Source organism: Bradyrhizobium sp. 157 (assembly GCF_023073815.1).
GTDB lineage: Bacteria > Pseudomonadota > Alphaproteobacteria > Rhizobiales > Xanthobacteraceae > Bradyrhizobium.
In genome coordinates, this window is the sequence record NZ_JADPKF010000077.1 from 182781 (window position 1) to 198971 (window position 16191).

At 62.4% G+C, this 16191-nt stretch carries 14 protein-coding genes; 6 read left to right on the top strand and 8 right to left on the bottom strand.

All coding sequences use genetic code 11. The annotated features are described in order from the left end of the window. Positions 1–5: 5 nt before the first annotated feature. The 8 genes from IVA95_RS20385 to IVA95_RS20420 form a co-directional block, all read right to left on the bottom strand. Positions 6–188, bottom strand: coding sequence for a DUF4089 domain-containing protein (locus IVA95_RS20385; protein WP_247512081.1), 183 nt, complete (start codon positions 186–188; stop codon positions 6–8). Between the two features lie 19 nt (positions 189–207). Then, positions 208–2013, bottom strand: a complete 1806-nt coding sequence (locus IVA95_RS20390) for an ABC transporter ATP-binding protein (protein ID WP_247512082.1) — start codon at positions 2011–2013, stop codon at positions 208–210. 115 nt (positions 2014–2128) lie between these two features. After that, entirely contained in the window at positions 2129–3028 is a 900-nt protein-coding gene (locus IVA95_RS20395) for an ABC transporter permease (protein WP_247512083.1), read from the bottom strand. A gap of 9 nt (positions 3029–3037) precedes the next feature. After that, positions 3038–4051: an ABC transporter permease gene (locus IVA95_RS20400; protein ID WP_247512084.1), complete on the bottom strand. Its 1014-nt coding sequence runs from the start codon at positions 4049–4051 to the stop codon at positions 3038–3040. A 257-nt stretch (positions 4052–4308) separates the two neighbouring features. Then, the gene (locus tag IVA95_RS20405; RefSeq protein ID WP_247512085.1) at positions 4309–5928 is read right to left on the bottom strand and encodes an ABC transporter substrate-binding protein; all 1620 of its coding nucleotides are present in this window, start codon (positions 5926–5928) and stop codon (positions 4309–4311) included. Between the two features lie 231 nt (positions 5929–6159). Continuing rightward, a complete protein-coding gene (locus IVA95_RS20410) occupies positions 6160–7113 on the bottom strand; it encodes an aminoglycoside 3'-phosphotransferase/choline kinase family protein (RefSeq protein ID WP_247512086.1) in 954 nt (317 codons plus the stop codon). 113 nt (positions 7114–7226) lie between these two features. Continuing rightward, complete coding sequence (gene ugpB, locus IVA95_RS20415; protein WP_247512087.1) at positions 7227–8537, bottom strand: sn-glycerol-3-phosphate ABC transporter substrate-binding protein UgpB; 1311 nt, start codon at positions 8535–8537, stop codon at positions 7227–7229. Positions 8538–8870: 333 nt separating this feature from the next. Further along, positions 8871–9011, bottom strand: a complete 141-nt coding sequence (locus IVA95_RS20420; protein WP_247512088.1) for a hypothetical protein — start codon at positions 9009–9011, stop codon at positions 8871–8873. 164 nt (positions 9012–9175) lie between these two features. Between IVA95_RS20420 and IVA95_RS20425 the strand changes: the two genes are divergently transcribed. The 6 genes from IVA95_RS20425 to IVA95_RS20450 all read left to right on the top strand — a co-directional run bounded on the left by IVA95_RS20425 (position 9176) and on the right by IVA95_RS20450 (position 16148). After that, complete coding sequence (locus IVA95_RS20425) at positions 9176–11170, top strand: HAMP domain-containing sensor histidine kinase (protein ID WP_247512142.1); 1995 nt, start codon at positions 9176–9178, stop codon at positions 11168–11170. Further along, a complete protein-coding gene (locus tag IVA95_RS20430) occupies positions 11140–12885 on the top strand; it encodes a DUF3369 domain-containing protein (protein ID WP_247512089.1) in 1746 nt (581 codons plus the stop codon). Before IVA95_RS20425 ends, IVA95_RS20430 begins: the two co-directional genes overlap by 31 nt. Further along, on the top strand, positions 12882–13619 hold the full coding sequence (locus tag IVA95_RS20435; protein ID WP_247512090.1) for a response regulator: 738 nt from the start codon (positions 12882–12884) through the stop codon (positions 13617–13619). Before IVA95_RS20430 ends, IVA95_RS20435 begins: the two co-directional genes overlap by 4 nt. A 345-nt stretch (positions 13620–13964) precedes the next feature. Beyond that, entirely contained in the window at positions 13965–14576 is a 612-nt protein-coding gene (locus IVA95_RS20440; RefSeq protein WP_247512091.1) for a sigma-70 family RNA polymerase sigma factor, read from the top strand. Between the two features lie 176 nt (positions 14577–14752). After that, positions 14753–14953, top strand: a complete 201-nt coding sequence (locus tag IVA95_RS20445; protein WP_247512092.1) for a hypothetical protein — start codon at positions 14753–14755, stop codon at positions 14951–14953. Between the two features lie 226 nt (positions 14954–15179). Next, on the top strand, positions 15180–16148 hold the full coding sequence (locus tag IVA95_RS20450; protein WP_247512093.1) for a hypothetical protein: 969 nt from the start codon (positions 15180–15182) through the stop codon (positions 16146–16148). Positions 16149–16191: the final 43 nt, after the last annotated feature.

Below are 16191 nucleotides of genomic sequence, written 5' to 3' on the forward strand. Positions count from 1 at the left end.
CCTTATCACGCTGTGTAGACGCTGGCCGGCTCGGTCTCGTCCGGCAGCGGGAATTCATCGACCAGCCGCGCCAGCCTCAGCGACACTTCGAGGTTCGCCCGCACTGCGGGACGCCAGGCTTCCTCGACCAGCAGCGCCAGCGCCTTGGCGACGGCGTCGATGTAATTGTCCAGGGGATCGGTGGCCATTTCGTTTCCATTCGCGTTTCTAGTGAACCGGCAACGGCGGATGCGGGATCGCCGTCAGCAATTCCTTAGTATAAGCGTCCTGCGGATCGCCGAGCACGCGTTCGGATGGACCATGCTCGACGATTCGCCCCGCCCGCATCACGATGACACGATCGCAGAGCAGACGCACCACATTGAGATCATGCGACACGAACAAATAACTCATGCCCATGGATTGCTTGAGGTCCCGTAGCAGATTGAGCACGACGGCCTGAACGGAGACGTCGAGCGCTGCCGTGGGCTCGTCGAGGATCACCAGTTTGGGATGCAGCGCAATCGCGCGCGCGATGCCGACGCGGGCTTTCTGGCCGCCGGACAATTGGTGCGGGAAGCGATCAAGCAGGTCGATCGGAAGGCCGACCAGGCCGGCGAGTTTCTCGCAGCGGGCGCGAAGCGCGTCACGTCCCCTGATGTCGCCGAGTTGCAGAAGCGGATCGGCAATCGCGCGTGCCGCGGTGAAGCGCGGGTTGAGGCTGTCGGTCGGATCCTGGAACACCATCTGGATGCTCTTGCGCAGCGGCAGCCGCGCAAAGGCCTGCGGCAGGATGGCGCCGATCTCCTCGCCATCGAAACTGATGCGCCCGGACGTCTGGTCCAACAGCCGCATCACCATCATCGACGTCGTCGATTTGCCGCAGCCGGATTCACCGACGAGACCGACGCTCTCGCCGTGGCCGACGGTGAAACTGATGCCGTCGACAGCGCGGAAGACTTCCGCTTCCACCGGCGGCTTGCGGGAGAACAACTTGCCGAGCACGGCAGTGGCGCCCTGGCGCGGGTATTCTTTCACCAGCTTTTCGACGAGGAGGAGGGGTTTCTGCTCCTTCTCCCCGCTCTTCGCGGGGAGAGGGTCGGGGTGAGGGGCTGTTTCAGCGAGCGCAGTCTGCGGAGAGTCCCCCTCACCCGCCGCGCTTCGCGCGTCGACCTCTCCCCGCGTGCGGAGAGAGGCAGAGACCGCCGCCTCGTCTTCGGGAAGCAGATCCCGCAGCGACACCCCAATCCTTGGCGTCGCGCGCATCAACCTTTTCGTGTAGGCGTGCTCGGGTCTGGCAAAGATATCCGCCGACTTCGCGGTCTCGACCACCCGGCCCTTTTCCATGACGACCACGCGGTCGCAGTAGGCGGCGGCGAGGCCTAGATCATGCGTGATCAGGATCGTCGACATGTGCCGGCGCTTCGTCAGTTCGACGATCAGGTCCATCACCGCCTTCTGGGTGGTGACGTCGAGTCCCGTCGTCGGCTCGTCCGCGATCAGAAGCTGCGGATTGCAGGCCAGTGCCAGCGCGATCACAACGCGCTGGCACATGCCGCCCGAAAGCTCGAACGGATAGGCATGATAGCGCTCGCGTGGACGGGCAATCTTGACCTGCTCCAGCGCCTCGATCGCCTTCTCGCCGCGGTCGCTGGCTGCGCTCTGCACGTGCTGGCGCAGTACGTCCTCGATCTGATCACCCACTTTGCGGATCGGGTTCAGCGCCGCGCGCGGGTTCTGGAAAATCATCGAGATTTCGCGGCCGCGCAGATCGCGCATCTCGAGCTCGGTCGCAGCCTTGACGTCAATGCCGGAGAACATCACCGAACCGTCGGCGATCCTGCCGGCGCGGTCGAGGATCCGCATCACCGCATATGATGTCACCGATTTGCCGGAGCCGGATTCGCCGACGATGCCGAGCGTTTCGCCTTTGGCTACCGAAATATTGACATGCTGCACGGCCCTGACAATGCCGCGCCGCGTGGTGAATTCGACGGTGAGGTCGTGGACATCGAGAAGAGGCGGGGCTGTCATGATGACCTCCGCAAAAATCTCGAAAACAACCCCATGCAAAGTAGAACGATCAGCACTCCTGTCGCATTTCCTTCCCCCATGCGGGGGCAGAGACGAGCGAAGCTTGAATCAGCCATCACGTCCTCCGCTGCGGATCGACGATGTCGCGCAGGCCGTCGCCGAGCAGGTTGAAGCAGAACACCGCGATCATCAGCGCCAGCCCCGGGAACAGCGCGATCCACCATTCGCCCGACACCATGAACGTGGCGCCTTCCGCGACCATGATGCCCCATTCGGCCGTCGGCGGCCGCACGCCAAGCCCGATGAAGGAGAGGCCGGCGGCGTTGAGGATGGCGTAGCCCATGGTCAGCGACATCTGCACGATCATGATCGGCATGATGTTGGGCAGGATATGGACCAGCAGGATCCGCATCTCGCCATTGCCCGACAGCCGCGCCGCCTGGACGAAGCCGGCGTTGCGGCGGACATTGGCTTCGGCGCGGGCGACGCGGGCATAAAGCGGAAAGTTCACGATCGCGGTGGCGATGATGATGTTCTGCACCGTATTGCCGAGTGCAGCCACAATGCCCATCGCCAGCACGAACAGCGGAAACGCCATGATGGTATCCGCGATGCGCCCGACGATGCGGTCGGTCCAGCCGCCGAAATAGCCGGCGGCGATGCCGGCCAGCCCGCCCATCAGGAACACCAGCGCCACCGAGGCGACCGCGATGAAGGTATCGAGCCTGGTGGCGACGATGACGCGGCTGAAGATATCGCGGCCCAATTGGTCAGTGCCGAACCAGTGCGCGGCGGACGGCGGCTTCAATGCCGCGGCGGTATCGCTGGCGAGCGGATCGTAGGGCACGATGTAGGGGCCGAAGATCGCGGCAAACAGGATGATAACCAGTAGACCGAAGGCAAAGGCGGTGACGCGGTTCTCGCCGAGCACGTAGCGGGTGTGCTCGAACATCGCAGCGAACCCCGAGCTACGCGCGGGAGCAGCAGGCTCAACGGCAGGCGCAACGCTACTCATCTTCGAACCTCATCCTTCAAGCCGCACGCGCGGATCGATCACGCCGTAGAGAATGTCGATAATCAGATTGAGCAGCACGTACATGACCGCCATGGTCAGCACAAAACCCTGCACCGGCGCGAAGTCCGACGAGATCAGCGCTTCCACCGCGTAGGAACCGATGCCGGGCCACGCGAACACCTTCTCGACCAGCACGTTGGCCCCGAGCAGAAACGAGAACACCATGCTGAGCGTGGTGATGACCGGCAGCATCGCATTACGGAACGCGTAGGTGACGATCACGGTCGACGGCGAAAGCCCGCTGGCGCGCGCGGTGCGGACGAAATCGGAGGCCAGCACCGCCAGCATCGAGGCCCGCGTCATGCGCGCGATCGGCGCCAGCGAGAAGATCGCCAGCGTCGCCGCCGGCAGGATGAGCTGGCTCAGCGCCGAACGAAACGTCTCGAACTCGCGCGCGATCAGGGCATCGATCAGGTAAAGCCCGGTCACGGTCGGCGGCGCGCTGTAGAACACGTCGAGCCGGCCGAGCGGCGCCGGCGACCAGCCGAGCCTGAAATAGAAGACGTAGACCAGCACGAGACCGGTGAAGAACACTGGCAGCGACACGCCGGCCGTTGTCGTGATCCGGCAGAGATGATCGATCCAGGAGCCCGGCCGGGTTGCGGCCAGCACGCCCAGTGGAATCGCGATCGTGATCGAGACGATGAGACCAAGCAGCGTCAGCTCGGCCGACGCCGGCAGGCGGTTGCGGATTTCGGTCGCGACCGGCTGGCCCGTGGTCAGCGAATTGCCGAAATCGCCATGCGCGAGATCGTTGGTGTAGCGGAAGAACTGCTCGATCAACGGCTTGTCGAAGCCGAGCTTTTTGCGGATCTGCTCGATGGCTTCCTTGCTGGCGGCAGGCCCGGCGAAGTAGGCCGCGGGATCGCCCGGCAGCGCGCGCGTCAGCAGGAACGTGACGATCACGACCCCGATCAAAGAGGGAATCGCAAATATCAGCCGCTTGCCGATCATGGTCAGCATGAGGCGCTCCTGATGATCGGAGAAAGCGCTGCCGCTTGCACAGCTCGGCTCCCTCCCCCCTTGCGGGGGAGGGCTGGGGAGAGGGGTGGCGGCAACGGCGGTGCGTGTGGCTTACCCCTCTCCCCGCCCCTCCCCCGCAAGGGGGGAGGGAGTGAGAGAGTTGCGCGTCCCTCACTGAATGGAGAGAGAGCCCTGCGGCCCTCACTCACAACGAGAGCGCAACAAGCCAATGTTTCGCCCGCACGCAGCATGACGCATCACGCCTTCACCAGCGCGCGATAATCCAGCCTGCGGTGGAACCAGTACTGATAGCCGGATACGTTCTTCTGCATCGCGACGTTGACGTAGGGCTGATAGAGCGGGATGCGCGGGATGTCCTTGAAGGCAAGGTCGACGAAGCCCTTCACATCTGCGTCGTATTTCGCGGTGTTGCCGATCGCCGCGGCGTCGACGGCGCCGTGGATGAATTCGTCCATCGCCTTCGACTGGTAGCTCATGGTGTTGAAGATCGAATTCTTGCCGTCGTAACACCAGATGAAGAAATACTCGGGATAGTCGAGCCAGCCGGAGAACACGTTGGTGTAGAGCGGCAGCACCTTCTTGTTCAGTTCGGTGCGCCAATTGGCGCCGGGGATCTTGTTGATCGTGGTCTTGATGCCGATTTGCGCCAGGCTTTCCTGCACCAGGATGCAGAGCGGCTCGTTGACGCCGGCGAAGCCTAAGTCGAAGGACAGCGTGGTCTCGAAACCGTTGGGATACCCGGCTTCCGCCAGCAATGCCTTGGCTTTGGCGATATCGGTGACGTATTTGGTCGGCTGCGGCCAGGCCACCTCGGTCGCCTTGTCGGCTGCGGCGCCGAACATCGGCTTGGCCAGGCCGAACAGCACCGCATCCATGATCTTCTGGTAGGGAATCGCGCAGGCGACGGCCTCGCGGACCTTGACGTTGTCGAACGGCGCGATCTTCACGTTCATGCCGATATACTGGACGCCGTTGGAATAGGGCACCGAGACGATGTTGAGCTTGCCGCTGTCCTTCAGCTCGACGAAATCCTTGTTCGGCAGATCGTAGGAGATGTCGGCGTCGCCGCGTTCCAGCAGCGCGCGGCGGTTGCCGGCCTGCGGCACCATGCGCCAGATCACGCGCTTGACCTTCGGCAAGGGACCGCCGGCCCACTCGTCGTTGCGCTCCATGATGACTTCGGTGCCAGCCGTCCACTTCACCACCTTGTAGGCGCCGGAGCCCGCAGTCTGCTGCTTGGTGTATTCGAGGCCCCACGGATCCTTCTCGGTGGCGTTCTTCTTCACCAACTCGGAATTGACTACGCACGGCACGATGACCGCGAGATCGGGAATGGTGAGACGGTCTTTCTTGGCAAAATCGATTCGCACCGTGTTGTCGTCGACGACGACGAACTGTTCGGTCTTGGTCAGCGAGCCCGCGCCCATCTGGAACGTGGGAAAGCCGCCGACGCTGACGGCGCGATCGAGCGACCACTTGACGTCCTTGGCGGTGACCGGCGCACCGTCATGGAATTTCGCGTTCTTCTTTAATTTGAAGGTCACCGACATGTCGCCGACCTTCATGTCCTCGGCGAGCTCGGGCTTGAACTTGTCGCGGTCGTAATACGGCACCCCGCCCGGACCGCTCTTCATCTCGTGGCTGATCAGCCGGTCGTAGCAATTCCACGACACCTCATAGCCGGGCACGTTGGTGCCGACGCCGTGAATGTCGAGATTGTTCGGCCCGCTTTCCGAGACGATCAGCAGCGTTTCCGATCGCGCTTGAGCTTTGGCGGAGGACCAGATCGCCGGCGCGGGCACCATAGCGCCCGCGGCAACTCCGGTGACGGATTTCAGGAAATCGCGACGCTTCATGGGTGATGCTCCAACGCCCGAGGGGAAAGCGGCTTTGGAACTGGAATCGCAAGGTTCGTGCCATTCCTTAAGGAAGGCTTTCTTTCACGCCAAGTCATTGATGATGCGGGCGAATGCGTCCAAAGCGAATGGCGCCCGGGGATGCGGCATCGTTGCGGATTGCATACAAAGATGCATATTTGCTCATAAATTATGCAGATATTTCTGACGCTTTATTGCTGAGCGGCGCACTCAAACCGGCCAAAGCAGATCCTGCAATTCGTGGAGATTGCCGGCCCTCTGTTGCCAGCCCTCGATACAGATTTGCTTGGCCGGGTTGCCGAAGCGATGCAGCAGCATCAGCGCCATCAGCCGCCGCTTCAGGTCGGTCGTGATATACGCGGCTGAGTATCCGTAGCCCTCAAACAGGCTTCGCACGCGACGCGGCATGCCGGCGGTCATGAAGGCGCTCGGACCCAGCAGGTCATATTCGCCCCTCCCCGTCATCACGTCGCCGAAATCGATTAGCCCCGCGAGCCGCCAGCCCGAACCACCCCGGTTCAAGAGAAAATTCTCCGGGATATATTCGCCGGTCAGGATTACCGCTGGCGTGTCCAGCGCGACCAGCCAGGCCGCATCGCGCAGCAATTCGTCCAGGCCGTCGAGAAATTTCTGCGGCAATCCGAGACGCGCGTGCCGGGCGCGGCATCCCTCGATCTGCCGGCGCATGAAGATGTCCCAGCCCGGCTCGATCTGCCCGAGCGGCCCGACGGGAACGCGCTGCACCTCGGCGATGGTCTCGCCGATTTCGACAAGCACACGCTCCTTGTCCGTTTCCGGCAGCGAAGGCCAGGCATCTGCGCCCAACACGCCCGATAGCCGCGTGATGACGAGATATGGCCACCCGTCGCGCTCGCCTTCGACGACGATTTCGGGAATCGCGACACGAAGCCGTCCGTGAAGCTGCGCCAGCGCGCCACGTTCCGAGACGAATTGGGCGCGAAGAAATGGCGGGAAGATTTTCAGGATGAGCTTTTCGTCGAGGGCAACGACGAGATTGGTGCCGGTGGAGAAAATGTGCGGCGCCGCGCATGTAAGGCCGTGGCCGCGAGCGATATCGCGCGCGATCGGCAGCCACTGCGCCGGATCGGCGCGCCACGCGCGGAAGGGCTCGTAGTCTGTGAGTGTCGGTAGTGATGCGGTCATGGTGGCACTGAACTTTTCCGCCGTCATTGCGAGCGAAGCGAAGCAATCCATAGCTCAACTCGAGGACAGATGGATTGCTTCGTCGCTTCGCTCCTCGCAATGACGGAGTGAGACTACTGATCCGGATTGGCGCGTTCGAACTGGCGCAACAGGCGGTTGCCGCGCTCGACGGCTGCATCGAGCGCTGCATGCGCCGACCGCTTGCCGCTGAAGACATGCTCCAACTCGTCCTCAATGGCGTCGCGGATCAGCACAAAGGACCCAAGCCGGATTCCCTTCGAATTCTCGGTCGGCGGCTTCAAGGTCATCTGCTCGATTCCGATCGCAGTACCCGGATTGCGATCGTAGAAGCCCTGCGCGCGGGTGAGGTCGAAGGCGGCGCGGGTGATCGGCAAATAGCCGGTGTTCTGGTGCCAGGCGGACTGAATCTCGGGTTTGGAGAGATAGGCGAAGAACCGCGCAACCCCGGTGTATTCGGCGCGCGGCCGGTCGCGCAGCACCCATAGCGTGGCGCCGCCGATGATCGAATTTTGCGGGGCGCCGGCGATGTCGGGCCGGTACGGGATCATGCCGTAGCCGACCTCAAACTTCGAATTGGCCTTGATGTCGGCGCGTGTCCCGGACGAGCCGATGAAGATGGCGCATTCACCCCTTTGAAAACGCGGCTCGGCCGATTGCCCGCGGCCGCTATAGTCGAAAATTTTCGTCGCCTGCCATTCCGCGAGTTGCGCGATGTGCCGAACCAGGTCCGGATTGTTGAAGGTCAGTTCTGCATCGAGTCCGCCAAAGCCGTTGCCACGGGTTGCCAGCGACAGATTGTGGAAGGCGGAAAAATTCTCGACATGGACCCAGGACGGCCAGGATGTGGTGAGCCCGCAGGGCGAGCCGGCCGCACGCAGGCGCTTCGCCGCGGCTCCGACCTCGACCCAGGTCTTCGGCGCCACCTCGGGGTCGAGGCCCGCGGCGCGGAACAGATCCTTGTTGTAGTAGAGAATCGGCGTCGAGACATTGAACGGGAATGAGAGCATGTTGCCGGCGACGTCGGCATAGTAGCCAGTGATTGCCGGCAGATAGGCCTCCGGCGAGAACGGCTCCGACTGGTCGCGCATTAATTCGAACACCGGATAGATCGCGCCTTTTGCCGCCATCATGGTTGCGGTGGCGATCTCGTTGACTTGAACGACGGCCGGCTGGGTTCGCGATCGGAATGCGAAGATCGCCGCCGTCACCGTCGCGGTGTAGTTGCCCTTGTAGGTTGGCACGATCCGGTAGTCGGACTGCGACGCATTGAAATCGGCCGCCAGCTTCTCGAGCTGCTTGCCGAGTTCCCCCGACATCGCGTGCCACCACATGATCTCGGTGGCGGCGTGGGCGGGGGACGCAAGCGCCACGGCGGCGAGCGTTGCGAATTGCAAGAACCTCAAGGCCGATTTCACCGGTGACAACCCTGCTCTGCCGCGCGAGCGATGTACCCGTTCGCCGCATCCTCATAAATGCCTGCGACCGCGGTTTCAATCCGCCGACATCGCCGCAATGCACAATTAAAGATTGTAACCGGCGCCTGAGGATAACCCCAGGCTAGCCGCCGCCCCGCCGTGTCCCTGATAGCCAAGCATCGGCAAATTCTGCTAAAATTGCGTTGAACCTTTTCTCTCCGCCGCAGACTCCATCTCTAAGGGGATTTGTCGCCTGTGTATCGCCGCGCCAGCCTTTCGCGGACTTTTGTGCTTGTTGTCGCGCTGTTGCTAACGGCGGTCTCAATGAGCGTTTTTGCGCGCGGATTTCCTGCCGCCGATCCCCGAAACGGCAAGCATCGGGACGAAATGTTCCATTCCCACCAGTTCGGCGCGGAACAGGACCGTCCCGGACAGACCCGGACCGGTGCGATCGATCTCCACCGTACCAACGTTGCATTGATCGGGACGGTGGCGCCGTTATTGGTCGGGCGCCTTCGTAGAGTGGAGTGGATTTGACCGGCGCGCCGCAACAGCAGCAAACAGCGCAACGGCCGGCGAGCTTCGCCGCGCGCGGGCGCTTTCGCATCGTGCAATGGCTCCGCGCGGTGCCGATCCGATGGCGCATTCTGTCGATCGCGGGACTGAACTCCGCCGTCGTCATGGTGCTCGCCGTCTTGATCTGGAACGGCGCCAACGTGCTGGGCTCTGCATGGGACGACGTCCGGCAGGTGCGGGAGTCCGACAAGATCCTGGCCCACCTCGAAAGCGAAACCAGCCGGCTGCAGAACCTGATCCATCGCTACATCAATCAGCCGAGCCCTGAGCTGTTCGCCGAGATCCTGCTGCTGCGCGAAGCGGTGCTCGGTACGCTGACCACGCGCGCCTCGAACGACCCGATGCTATCAGGGTCAGTCGAGCGGCTCGAACAGGTCACCGACCGTTTCCTCAACGGCTTCGGTGAATTGCGCGCCGTGCAGGCCACCATCACCAAGACCTATGAGCAGCAGGTGCTGGGGCCGGCCCGCGAAATGGCCGGGCTGTATTCCATCATCGAGGGCGCCACCGGGCATCGCGACGCGCAGATCTGGCCCGCGCTCGGGAAGTCACGCGAGGCGTTTACGGCCCTGCTGGTCGCCGCCAACGCCTATTACCTGTCGCCGGCCTCGGCATCTGCGGAAGACGCCCGCAGGAATACCGAGACGATCGAGAAGACGATCCCCGCGATGACCGATCTGGCCGATAATGATCTGCAGCGCATGGCGCTGACGCGGCTGCAGGCGCGGACGGTGGCACTGCGCGAGGGCATGGCCAAGCTGACCGAACAACTCGCGGTCCGGACCGAACTTTTGCGCAACACTATCGATGCCAGCCAGGCCGAGGCCATCGCGGTGATCGACGAGCTATCGGTCAAGATGCGCCAGCGCGAGCAAAAGGCGCAGGAGACTTTTGACAAGACGTTATCGAGCATCTCGCGCCGGGTGCTGTCGATCGCCGTGATGTTCCTCGGCATCATCCTGTCCGCCGGCGTCCTGATCGCGCTCTCGATCCGCCTGCCACTGCAGCAGATCCTGGCTTCGATGCATGCAATCACGTCGGGCAATTACGATCGCCGCGTACAGGGCACTACCGCCCGGGACGAGGTCGGCGCCATGGCGCGCGCGGTGGACGTCTTCCGCGAGAACGCCATCGCCAAGCGCAAAACAGAGGACGAACTGCGCGCCTCGAAGGAAAGAGCGGAGAGCGCATTGCTCGAGCTCAACGCCGCGCAACAGAACCTGATCGACGCCGAACGGCTGGCGGCGCTCGGCGGGCTGGTCGCCGGTGTTGCCCACGAGGTGAACAACCCGATCGGCATCAGCCTGACGGTGGCGTCGAGCTTTGCGCGGCGGGCCGAAACATTCGAGTCCGAGTTGCGCACCGAGCCGCTCCGCCGCTCCAAGCTCGACGAATTCGTCAAGAGCTCGCGCGACGCAGCAGGACAACTGGTGGCGAACCTGCATCGCGCCGGCGAGCTGATCCAGTCGTTCAAGCAGGTGGCGGTCGACCGCTCGCACGCAGAGCGCCGGCAATTCAGCCTGAGCGAGGCCACTGACCAGATCGTCGCGAGCTTACGGCCGGTGTTGAAGAAAGCGGCGATCACGCTGTCGGTCGAGGTGCCGGAAGGGCTCGTCATCGACGGCTATCCCGGCTCCTACGGCCAGATATTAACCAATCTTTTCCTCAATGCCGCCAACCATGCCTTTGCCGATGGCCGCTCCGGCGCGATCACGATTTCGGCCCGGGCGCGCGGCAGCGACGATGTCGAGATCATCTTTGCCGATAACGGGGCCGGAATGACGCCGGACGTGCAACGGCAGGCATTCGACCCCTTCTTTACGACCCGCCGCAACGAGGGCGGCACCGGACTGGGCTTGCATATCGTCTATAATCTTGTCACTCAACAGCTCGGCGGCCGGATGATGCTGGAGTCGAGGCTGGGACAAGGCACCACCTTCCGCATTATCATGCCGAAAGTCGCCAAGGGCGGATCCACGAGTACAGACCAGACAGCAGCCGACGGAACTTCGCAATGGCCGAACAGGACGATGTCCTCCACCTGATCGACGATACCGGACTGGCTCCGGAGGACTCATCCGCGCGCAAGTGGAAGATCGCCGTCATCGACGATGACGCCGCGGTGCACGAGGGCACCCGCTTTGCGCTCAGCGACTACAGTCTCAACGGCGCGACGCTGGAAATCCTGTCAGCCTATTCCGCGGCCGAAGGCCGCATCTTGATGCGCGACAACCCTGATGTCGCCGCCGTGCTGCTCGACGTCATCATGGAGACCGACGTTGCGGGCCTGGACCTGGTCGAATACATCCGCAACGAAATCAAGAACGAGACCGTCCGCATCATCCTGCGCACCGGCCAGCCCGGGCAGGCGCCCGAGCGCCGCGTCATCGTCCAGTACGACATCAACGACTACAAGGCCAAGACAGAGCTGACAGCCGACAAGTTGTTCACCTCGCTGACGGCGGCACTGCGCAGCTACCAGCAGCTTGAGCGCATGGTGCAGACAAGGCGCGGGCTTGAGATCATCATCGACGCCGCCTCGACGCTCTACGACTTCAAATCGATGCAGCGGCTGGCGGAGGGCGTTTTGACGCAGCTCGCCTCGCTGCTCAATGTCGACTGCGCCGGCATCCTGGTGCTGCGCGACGACGGCGCCCCGGGGAGCGAATTCTCGGTGCTGGCGGGCTCGGGCTGTTACAGCCGGTTTATCGGCACGACGAGCTCCAAGGCGCTCGATCCGGATTTGCGGCAAATGGTGGAAGCGGCCTTCCAGCGCCGCAAGAACGAATTCGCCGACCATCGCAGCGTGCTTTATTTGCGCACCGGCAGCGGCCGCGAAGTGGTGGTGCTGTTGCAGGCCGAGCGCCAGCTTTCCGACACCGACCGCGCGCTGGTCGAGATTTTCTCCAGCCGGCTGTCGATCGCCTTCGACAACGTCATCCTCTATCGCCAACTGCACGAGGCCAACACCCAGCTCGAGGACCGGGTCGCCCAGCGCACCCGCGCGCTGATGCAGGCCAACCGCCGCCTTTCGGCGCAGTGGCTGCGGCTGCAGCGCGCCAACGGCTTCAAGAACGAAATTCTCGGCACCGTGGCGCATGATTTGAAGAACCCGCTCGGCGTAATCCTCGGCCGCACCGAGATGCTGACCGAATTGATCGGCGCAGGCTCGCCGAAGGAGAACGTCACCGCACAGGTCGAGCACATCAGGGATGCCACCAAACGCCTGACCTCGATGGTCGACCACCTGATTTCGGATGCGATGGCGGATGCCTTCGACATCACCATCCGCCGCGAACCCGTCGATGTCGGAGCCCTCGTGAACGAGGTCACCGACTCCAACCTGCCCTCGGCCGTCAACAAGCAGCAGGCCATCACGGTATCGGCCCCGCCGAACATCGTTACCATGTGCGATGCCGACCGGATCCGCGAGGCGATTGACAACCTCGTCAGCAACGCCATCAAATATTCGCCGATCGGAGGCAAGATCACGGTCACTGTGAGCCATGAAGGCAGCGACACGGTGATCCGCATCGCCGACCAGGGCGCCGGGCTTTCGCCGGAGGATCTCGGCCGGTTGTTCGGCCGCTTCCAGCGGCTATCGGCCAAGCCGACCGCCGGTGAAAGCTCGACCGGCCTCGGTCTGTCGATCGTCAAACGTATTATCGACATGCATGGCGGCCATGTGACTGCGGAAAGTGCCGGACCCGGGCAGGGATCGACATTTACGGTTACACTGCCTGCGACAGAGACGACATGACCCAGAACCCGCACATCTTCATCGTCGACGACGAGGCGCCGGCCCGCGAGATGGTCGGTGATTACCTCAAGATGCACGGCTTCGGCGTCACCTTGTGCGACGGGGGAAAGAGCCTGCGCAGGGAGATCGAGAACGCCGTGCCCGACCTCGTCGTGCTCGACCTCAACATGCCCGAGGAAGACGGGCTTTCGATCATTCGCGACCTGAAGAGCCGCATCAACGTTCCCGTCATCATGCTAACGGCGACCGCGAGCCCGATCGACCGCGTCGTCGGCCTCGAACTCGGCGCCGACGATTACATCGCAAAACCCTGCGAGCTGCGCGAACTGATGGCGCGGATCCGCTCCGTGCTCCGCCGCAGCACGCCGGCCAAGACGGCGACGCCCGAGCCCGCGACGGCCAAGGCGGAGAAGGAACAACTGGTGCGGTTCGGCACCAAATGGCTCGATCTCGAAGCCCAGGCGCTACGCGACGACGAAGGCAACGAGCATCCGCTGACGGCGTCCGAATTCGGCCTGTTGAAAGTGTTCGCGGCGAATCCGAAACGGGTGTTGTCGCGCGAGCGGCTGTTGGAATTGGCCAATGCGCGCGACGCCGAGGCTTTCGACCGCGCCGTCGATCTGCGCATCATGCGTATCCGCCGCAAGATCGAGATCGATCCAACCAAGCCCGCCGTGATCCGCACAATCAGAGGCGGCGGCTATTTGTTCTCGCCGACGGGTGAGAAGGGTTAGGTCTCGGCGCTTCTGCTGTTCGACCCTCATGGTGAGGGGCCGCGAAGCGGCGTCTCGAACCATGTGGCCCGTCTGGGGCCTGCATCCTTCGGGACGCGGCGAAGGCGCCGCTCCTCAGGGATGAGGGTCTACCTGCGGAACTAATCCGCATCTGAAATCTTCCAATTTTCCGCACATTGAAATTATTGGCCTTTTATCTCCGAATGTTTCGTCGCGGGCCCCGCGACGAAACAATTCTCTCGGCCACGAAACCATTTTTCCCTTTTGGTGCAGACATCCCGAAACCGAGCTTAATTAACAATCCTCCTAACGAAACGCCGCCCGGCGTGGAATTGGGAGCCTGTCATGTCGAACGTCATCGCCATCAACGCCGCAGCCAAGAAGTCGATTGCCGCCGCCCGCGCGACATCCGACGAAACGCTGCTGCAGGATATTGCCAAGGGCGGCCGTACGGCGATGCATGTGCTTTACTCCCGTCATAACGTCCGGGTTTACCGCTTCGTGCTGCGCATGGTGCGCGACACCACCATGGCGGAAGACCTCGTCAGCCAGGTGTTCCTCGACGTGTGGCGGACCGCCGACCAGTTCGAGGGCCGCTCGCAGGTTTCGACCTGGCTGCTGTCGATCGCCCGGTTCAAGGCGCTGACCGCGCTGCGCCAGCGCAAGCATGAGGACATCGAGCAGGAAGACGTGCTGGAGATCGCCGACGAGGCCGACACGCCGGAAGCCTCGCTCGACCGCAGCAATACCAGCGCCATCCTGCGCGCCTGCGTTGCCAAGCTGTCGCCGGCACATCGCGAGATCATCAACCTGGTCTACTACCACGAGAAGTCGGTGGAAGAGGCCGGCGCGATCATCGGTATTCCCCAGAGCACGGTGAAGACCCGCATGTTCTATGCCCGCAAACAATTGGCCGAGTTGCTTAAGGGCGCCGGCGTGGACAGCATCGCTGCTTAAAGATAAGCGACTTCAATTACTTAGATCGGCATTAAGGATAGAAAACGGGTCGAATTCGACGGACAAAGCTTACCTCCGGCGAAACAAATGAAACAAATCACGACATCACCCGGAAAAACTCACCCCCTATACCGATCGTCAACGACGCAACGCCAACGCCGAACAGGAGAGCGAACATGCTGAAGCCGTCCTTCCGCTTTTTCATCGTCCCGCTCGGCGCCGTCGCGACCTTGGCCACCCTATCGGCTCAGAACGTCCAGCCGCGCGCCCAGCGCGACACCGGTTCGACGTTCGTGCGCGAACAGGTGGTCGATTGCGGCACCAAGAGTCCCAGGGAGGTCTGCGTGATCTCCTACGACAGCGAGACCCCCCGCTGAACTTCCTCTTACCTCCCAAGCTCCAGACTCCCAAGCGACCTCCAACGACCCGGCCGGGATGCCCCCCAGCCGGGTCGCTCTGTTTTGGAGGACCGCTGAACGCAACCTTGCGGCGAGTAGCTGATCGCGAATAATCTGCCGCGATGGGCTACTCTCACCTGCCGTAATTCAGCCGTACACTTAGCCGCTTACGTGACCACGTCGGTCATGATGCTTGTCGCCATTGATGGATGCTGCGACTAACGAGAATGAAGTCAGGCTACGCAAGGGCACGTCGCTTAACGAGCGGCTCGCTCTCGCAGGCGCTGCCGTACTCCTTTGTTTGGTTGCCTTGCCTGGCCTTAGCCATCTGCCGAACCAATATTGGCTTGGCGTCGCCGCCCTTTTTGCACTGCTGTTCGGATGCCTCCTGCTGGGCGCAGCTCTACTTGATCGTAATGTTGTCTGGATCATTACATCAGGCGAAATCCTGATCGGCGAACAGCGTCCATTCGGGAAGTTGCACAAAAGACTGATCAGGTATGATGAAATTTCGGGGATGCATCTTCGAAAGAACAGCGGAAGATCAATCGAGTTCAGCCTGGTATTTGAGACCGAATCGGGAGATTTGCTCACCTCGCCTCCCCTGCCTGATATCACCCAGGTGCACCAAACCACCGTCCACATTGCCCGGCTGCTTCGGCTTCCTGATCCCGAACCGGCCGAGAACCCGCTCGACGCCGTCAATGCCGGGATACGACTAGGCAAGCCGGTCAATCCCAGAAGGGTACGAGGACTCAAGGTTCTGTTCGTGCTGCTCGCCGGCACACTGAGCATTCCATTCATCTATGCACCGTGGAGCGGCAAATTGTCCGCCCTCGGGATCGCCGTCTGGTCGCTCGGCGCGATCGTGACCTTCGTGCTGCTCAGATATCTGCATCGGATAAGTGCATGCTGGATCGTCCACGATGGCGCGATCAGGATCGAACGGCTTTCATGGAAAGGCACAACAGAGGTGGAGACGATCGGCGGTGACGATGTCGAGGCTATCGATGTCGAGAGCGGCGGTCGCAAGGACAGCCTCTACGTGATCACAATCCGGCTTCGCACGGGAAAGAAAATCCGCAGCCCGCCGCTGGCCGGCAAGGATCAGACGCACGCCGTACGGGCCGAGATCATTCGGCGACTGAGACTAAACTCATCGGGTGACGCATAGGCTTGCACGCCTGTTCCGCGCGGCATGCAGGTATAATCGTCGC

Excerpts from the sequence above, each read along its gene's own strand:
- IVA95_RS20395 (WP_247512083.1), bottom strand. The coding sequence starts at position 3,028 with ATGAGTAGCGTTGCGCCTGCCGTTGAGCCTGCTGCTCCCGCGCGTAGC.
- IVA95_RS20385 (WP_247512081.1), bottom strand. The coding sequence starts at position 188 with ATGGCCACCGATCCCCTGGACAATTACATCGACGCCGTCGCCAAGGCG.
- IVA95_RS20430 (WP_247512089.1), top strand. The coding sequence starts at position 11,140 with ATGGCCGAACAGGACGATGTCCTCCACCTGATCGACGATACCGGACTG.
- IVA95_RS20445 (WP_247512092.1), top strand. The coding sequence starts at position 14,753 with ATGCTGAAGCCGTCCTTCCGCTTTTTCATCGTCCCGCTCGGCGCCGTC.
- IVA95_RS20405 (WP_247512085.1), bottom strand. The coding sequence starts at position 5,928 with ATGAAGCGTCGCGATTTCCTGAAATCCGTCACCGGAGTTGCCGCGGGC.
- IVA95_RS20440 (WP_247512091.1), top strand. The coding sequence starts at position 13,965 with ATGTCGAACGTCATCGCCATCAACGCCGCAGCCAAGAAGTCGATTGCC.
- IVA95_RS20390 (WP_247512082.1), bottom strand. The coding sequence starts at position 2,013 with ATGACAGCCCCGCCTCTTCTCGATGTCCACGACCTCACCGTCGAATTC.
- IVA95_RS20410 (WP_247512086.1), bottom strand. The coding sequence starts at position 7,113 with ATGACCGCATCACTACCGACACTCACAGACTACGAGCCCTTCCGCGCG.
- IVA95_RS20450 (WP_247512093.1), top strand. The coding sequence starts at position 15,180 with ATGGATGCTGCGACTAACGAGAATGAAGTCAGGCTACGCAAGGGCACG.
- IVA95_RS20435 (WP_247512090.1), top strand. The coding sequence starts at position 12,882 with ATGACCCAGAACCCGCACATCTTCATCGTCGACGACGAGGCGCCGGCC.
- IVA95_RS20400 (WP_247512084.1), bottom strand. The coding sequence starts at position 4,051 with ATGCTGACCATGATCGGCAAGCGGCTGATATTTGCGATTCCCTCTTTG.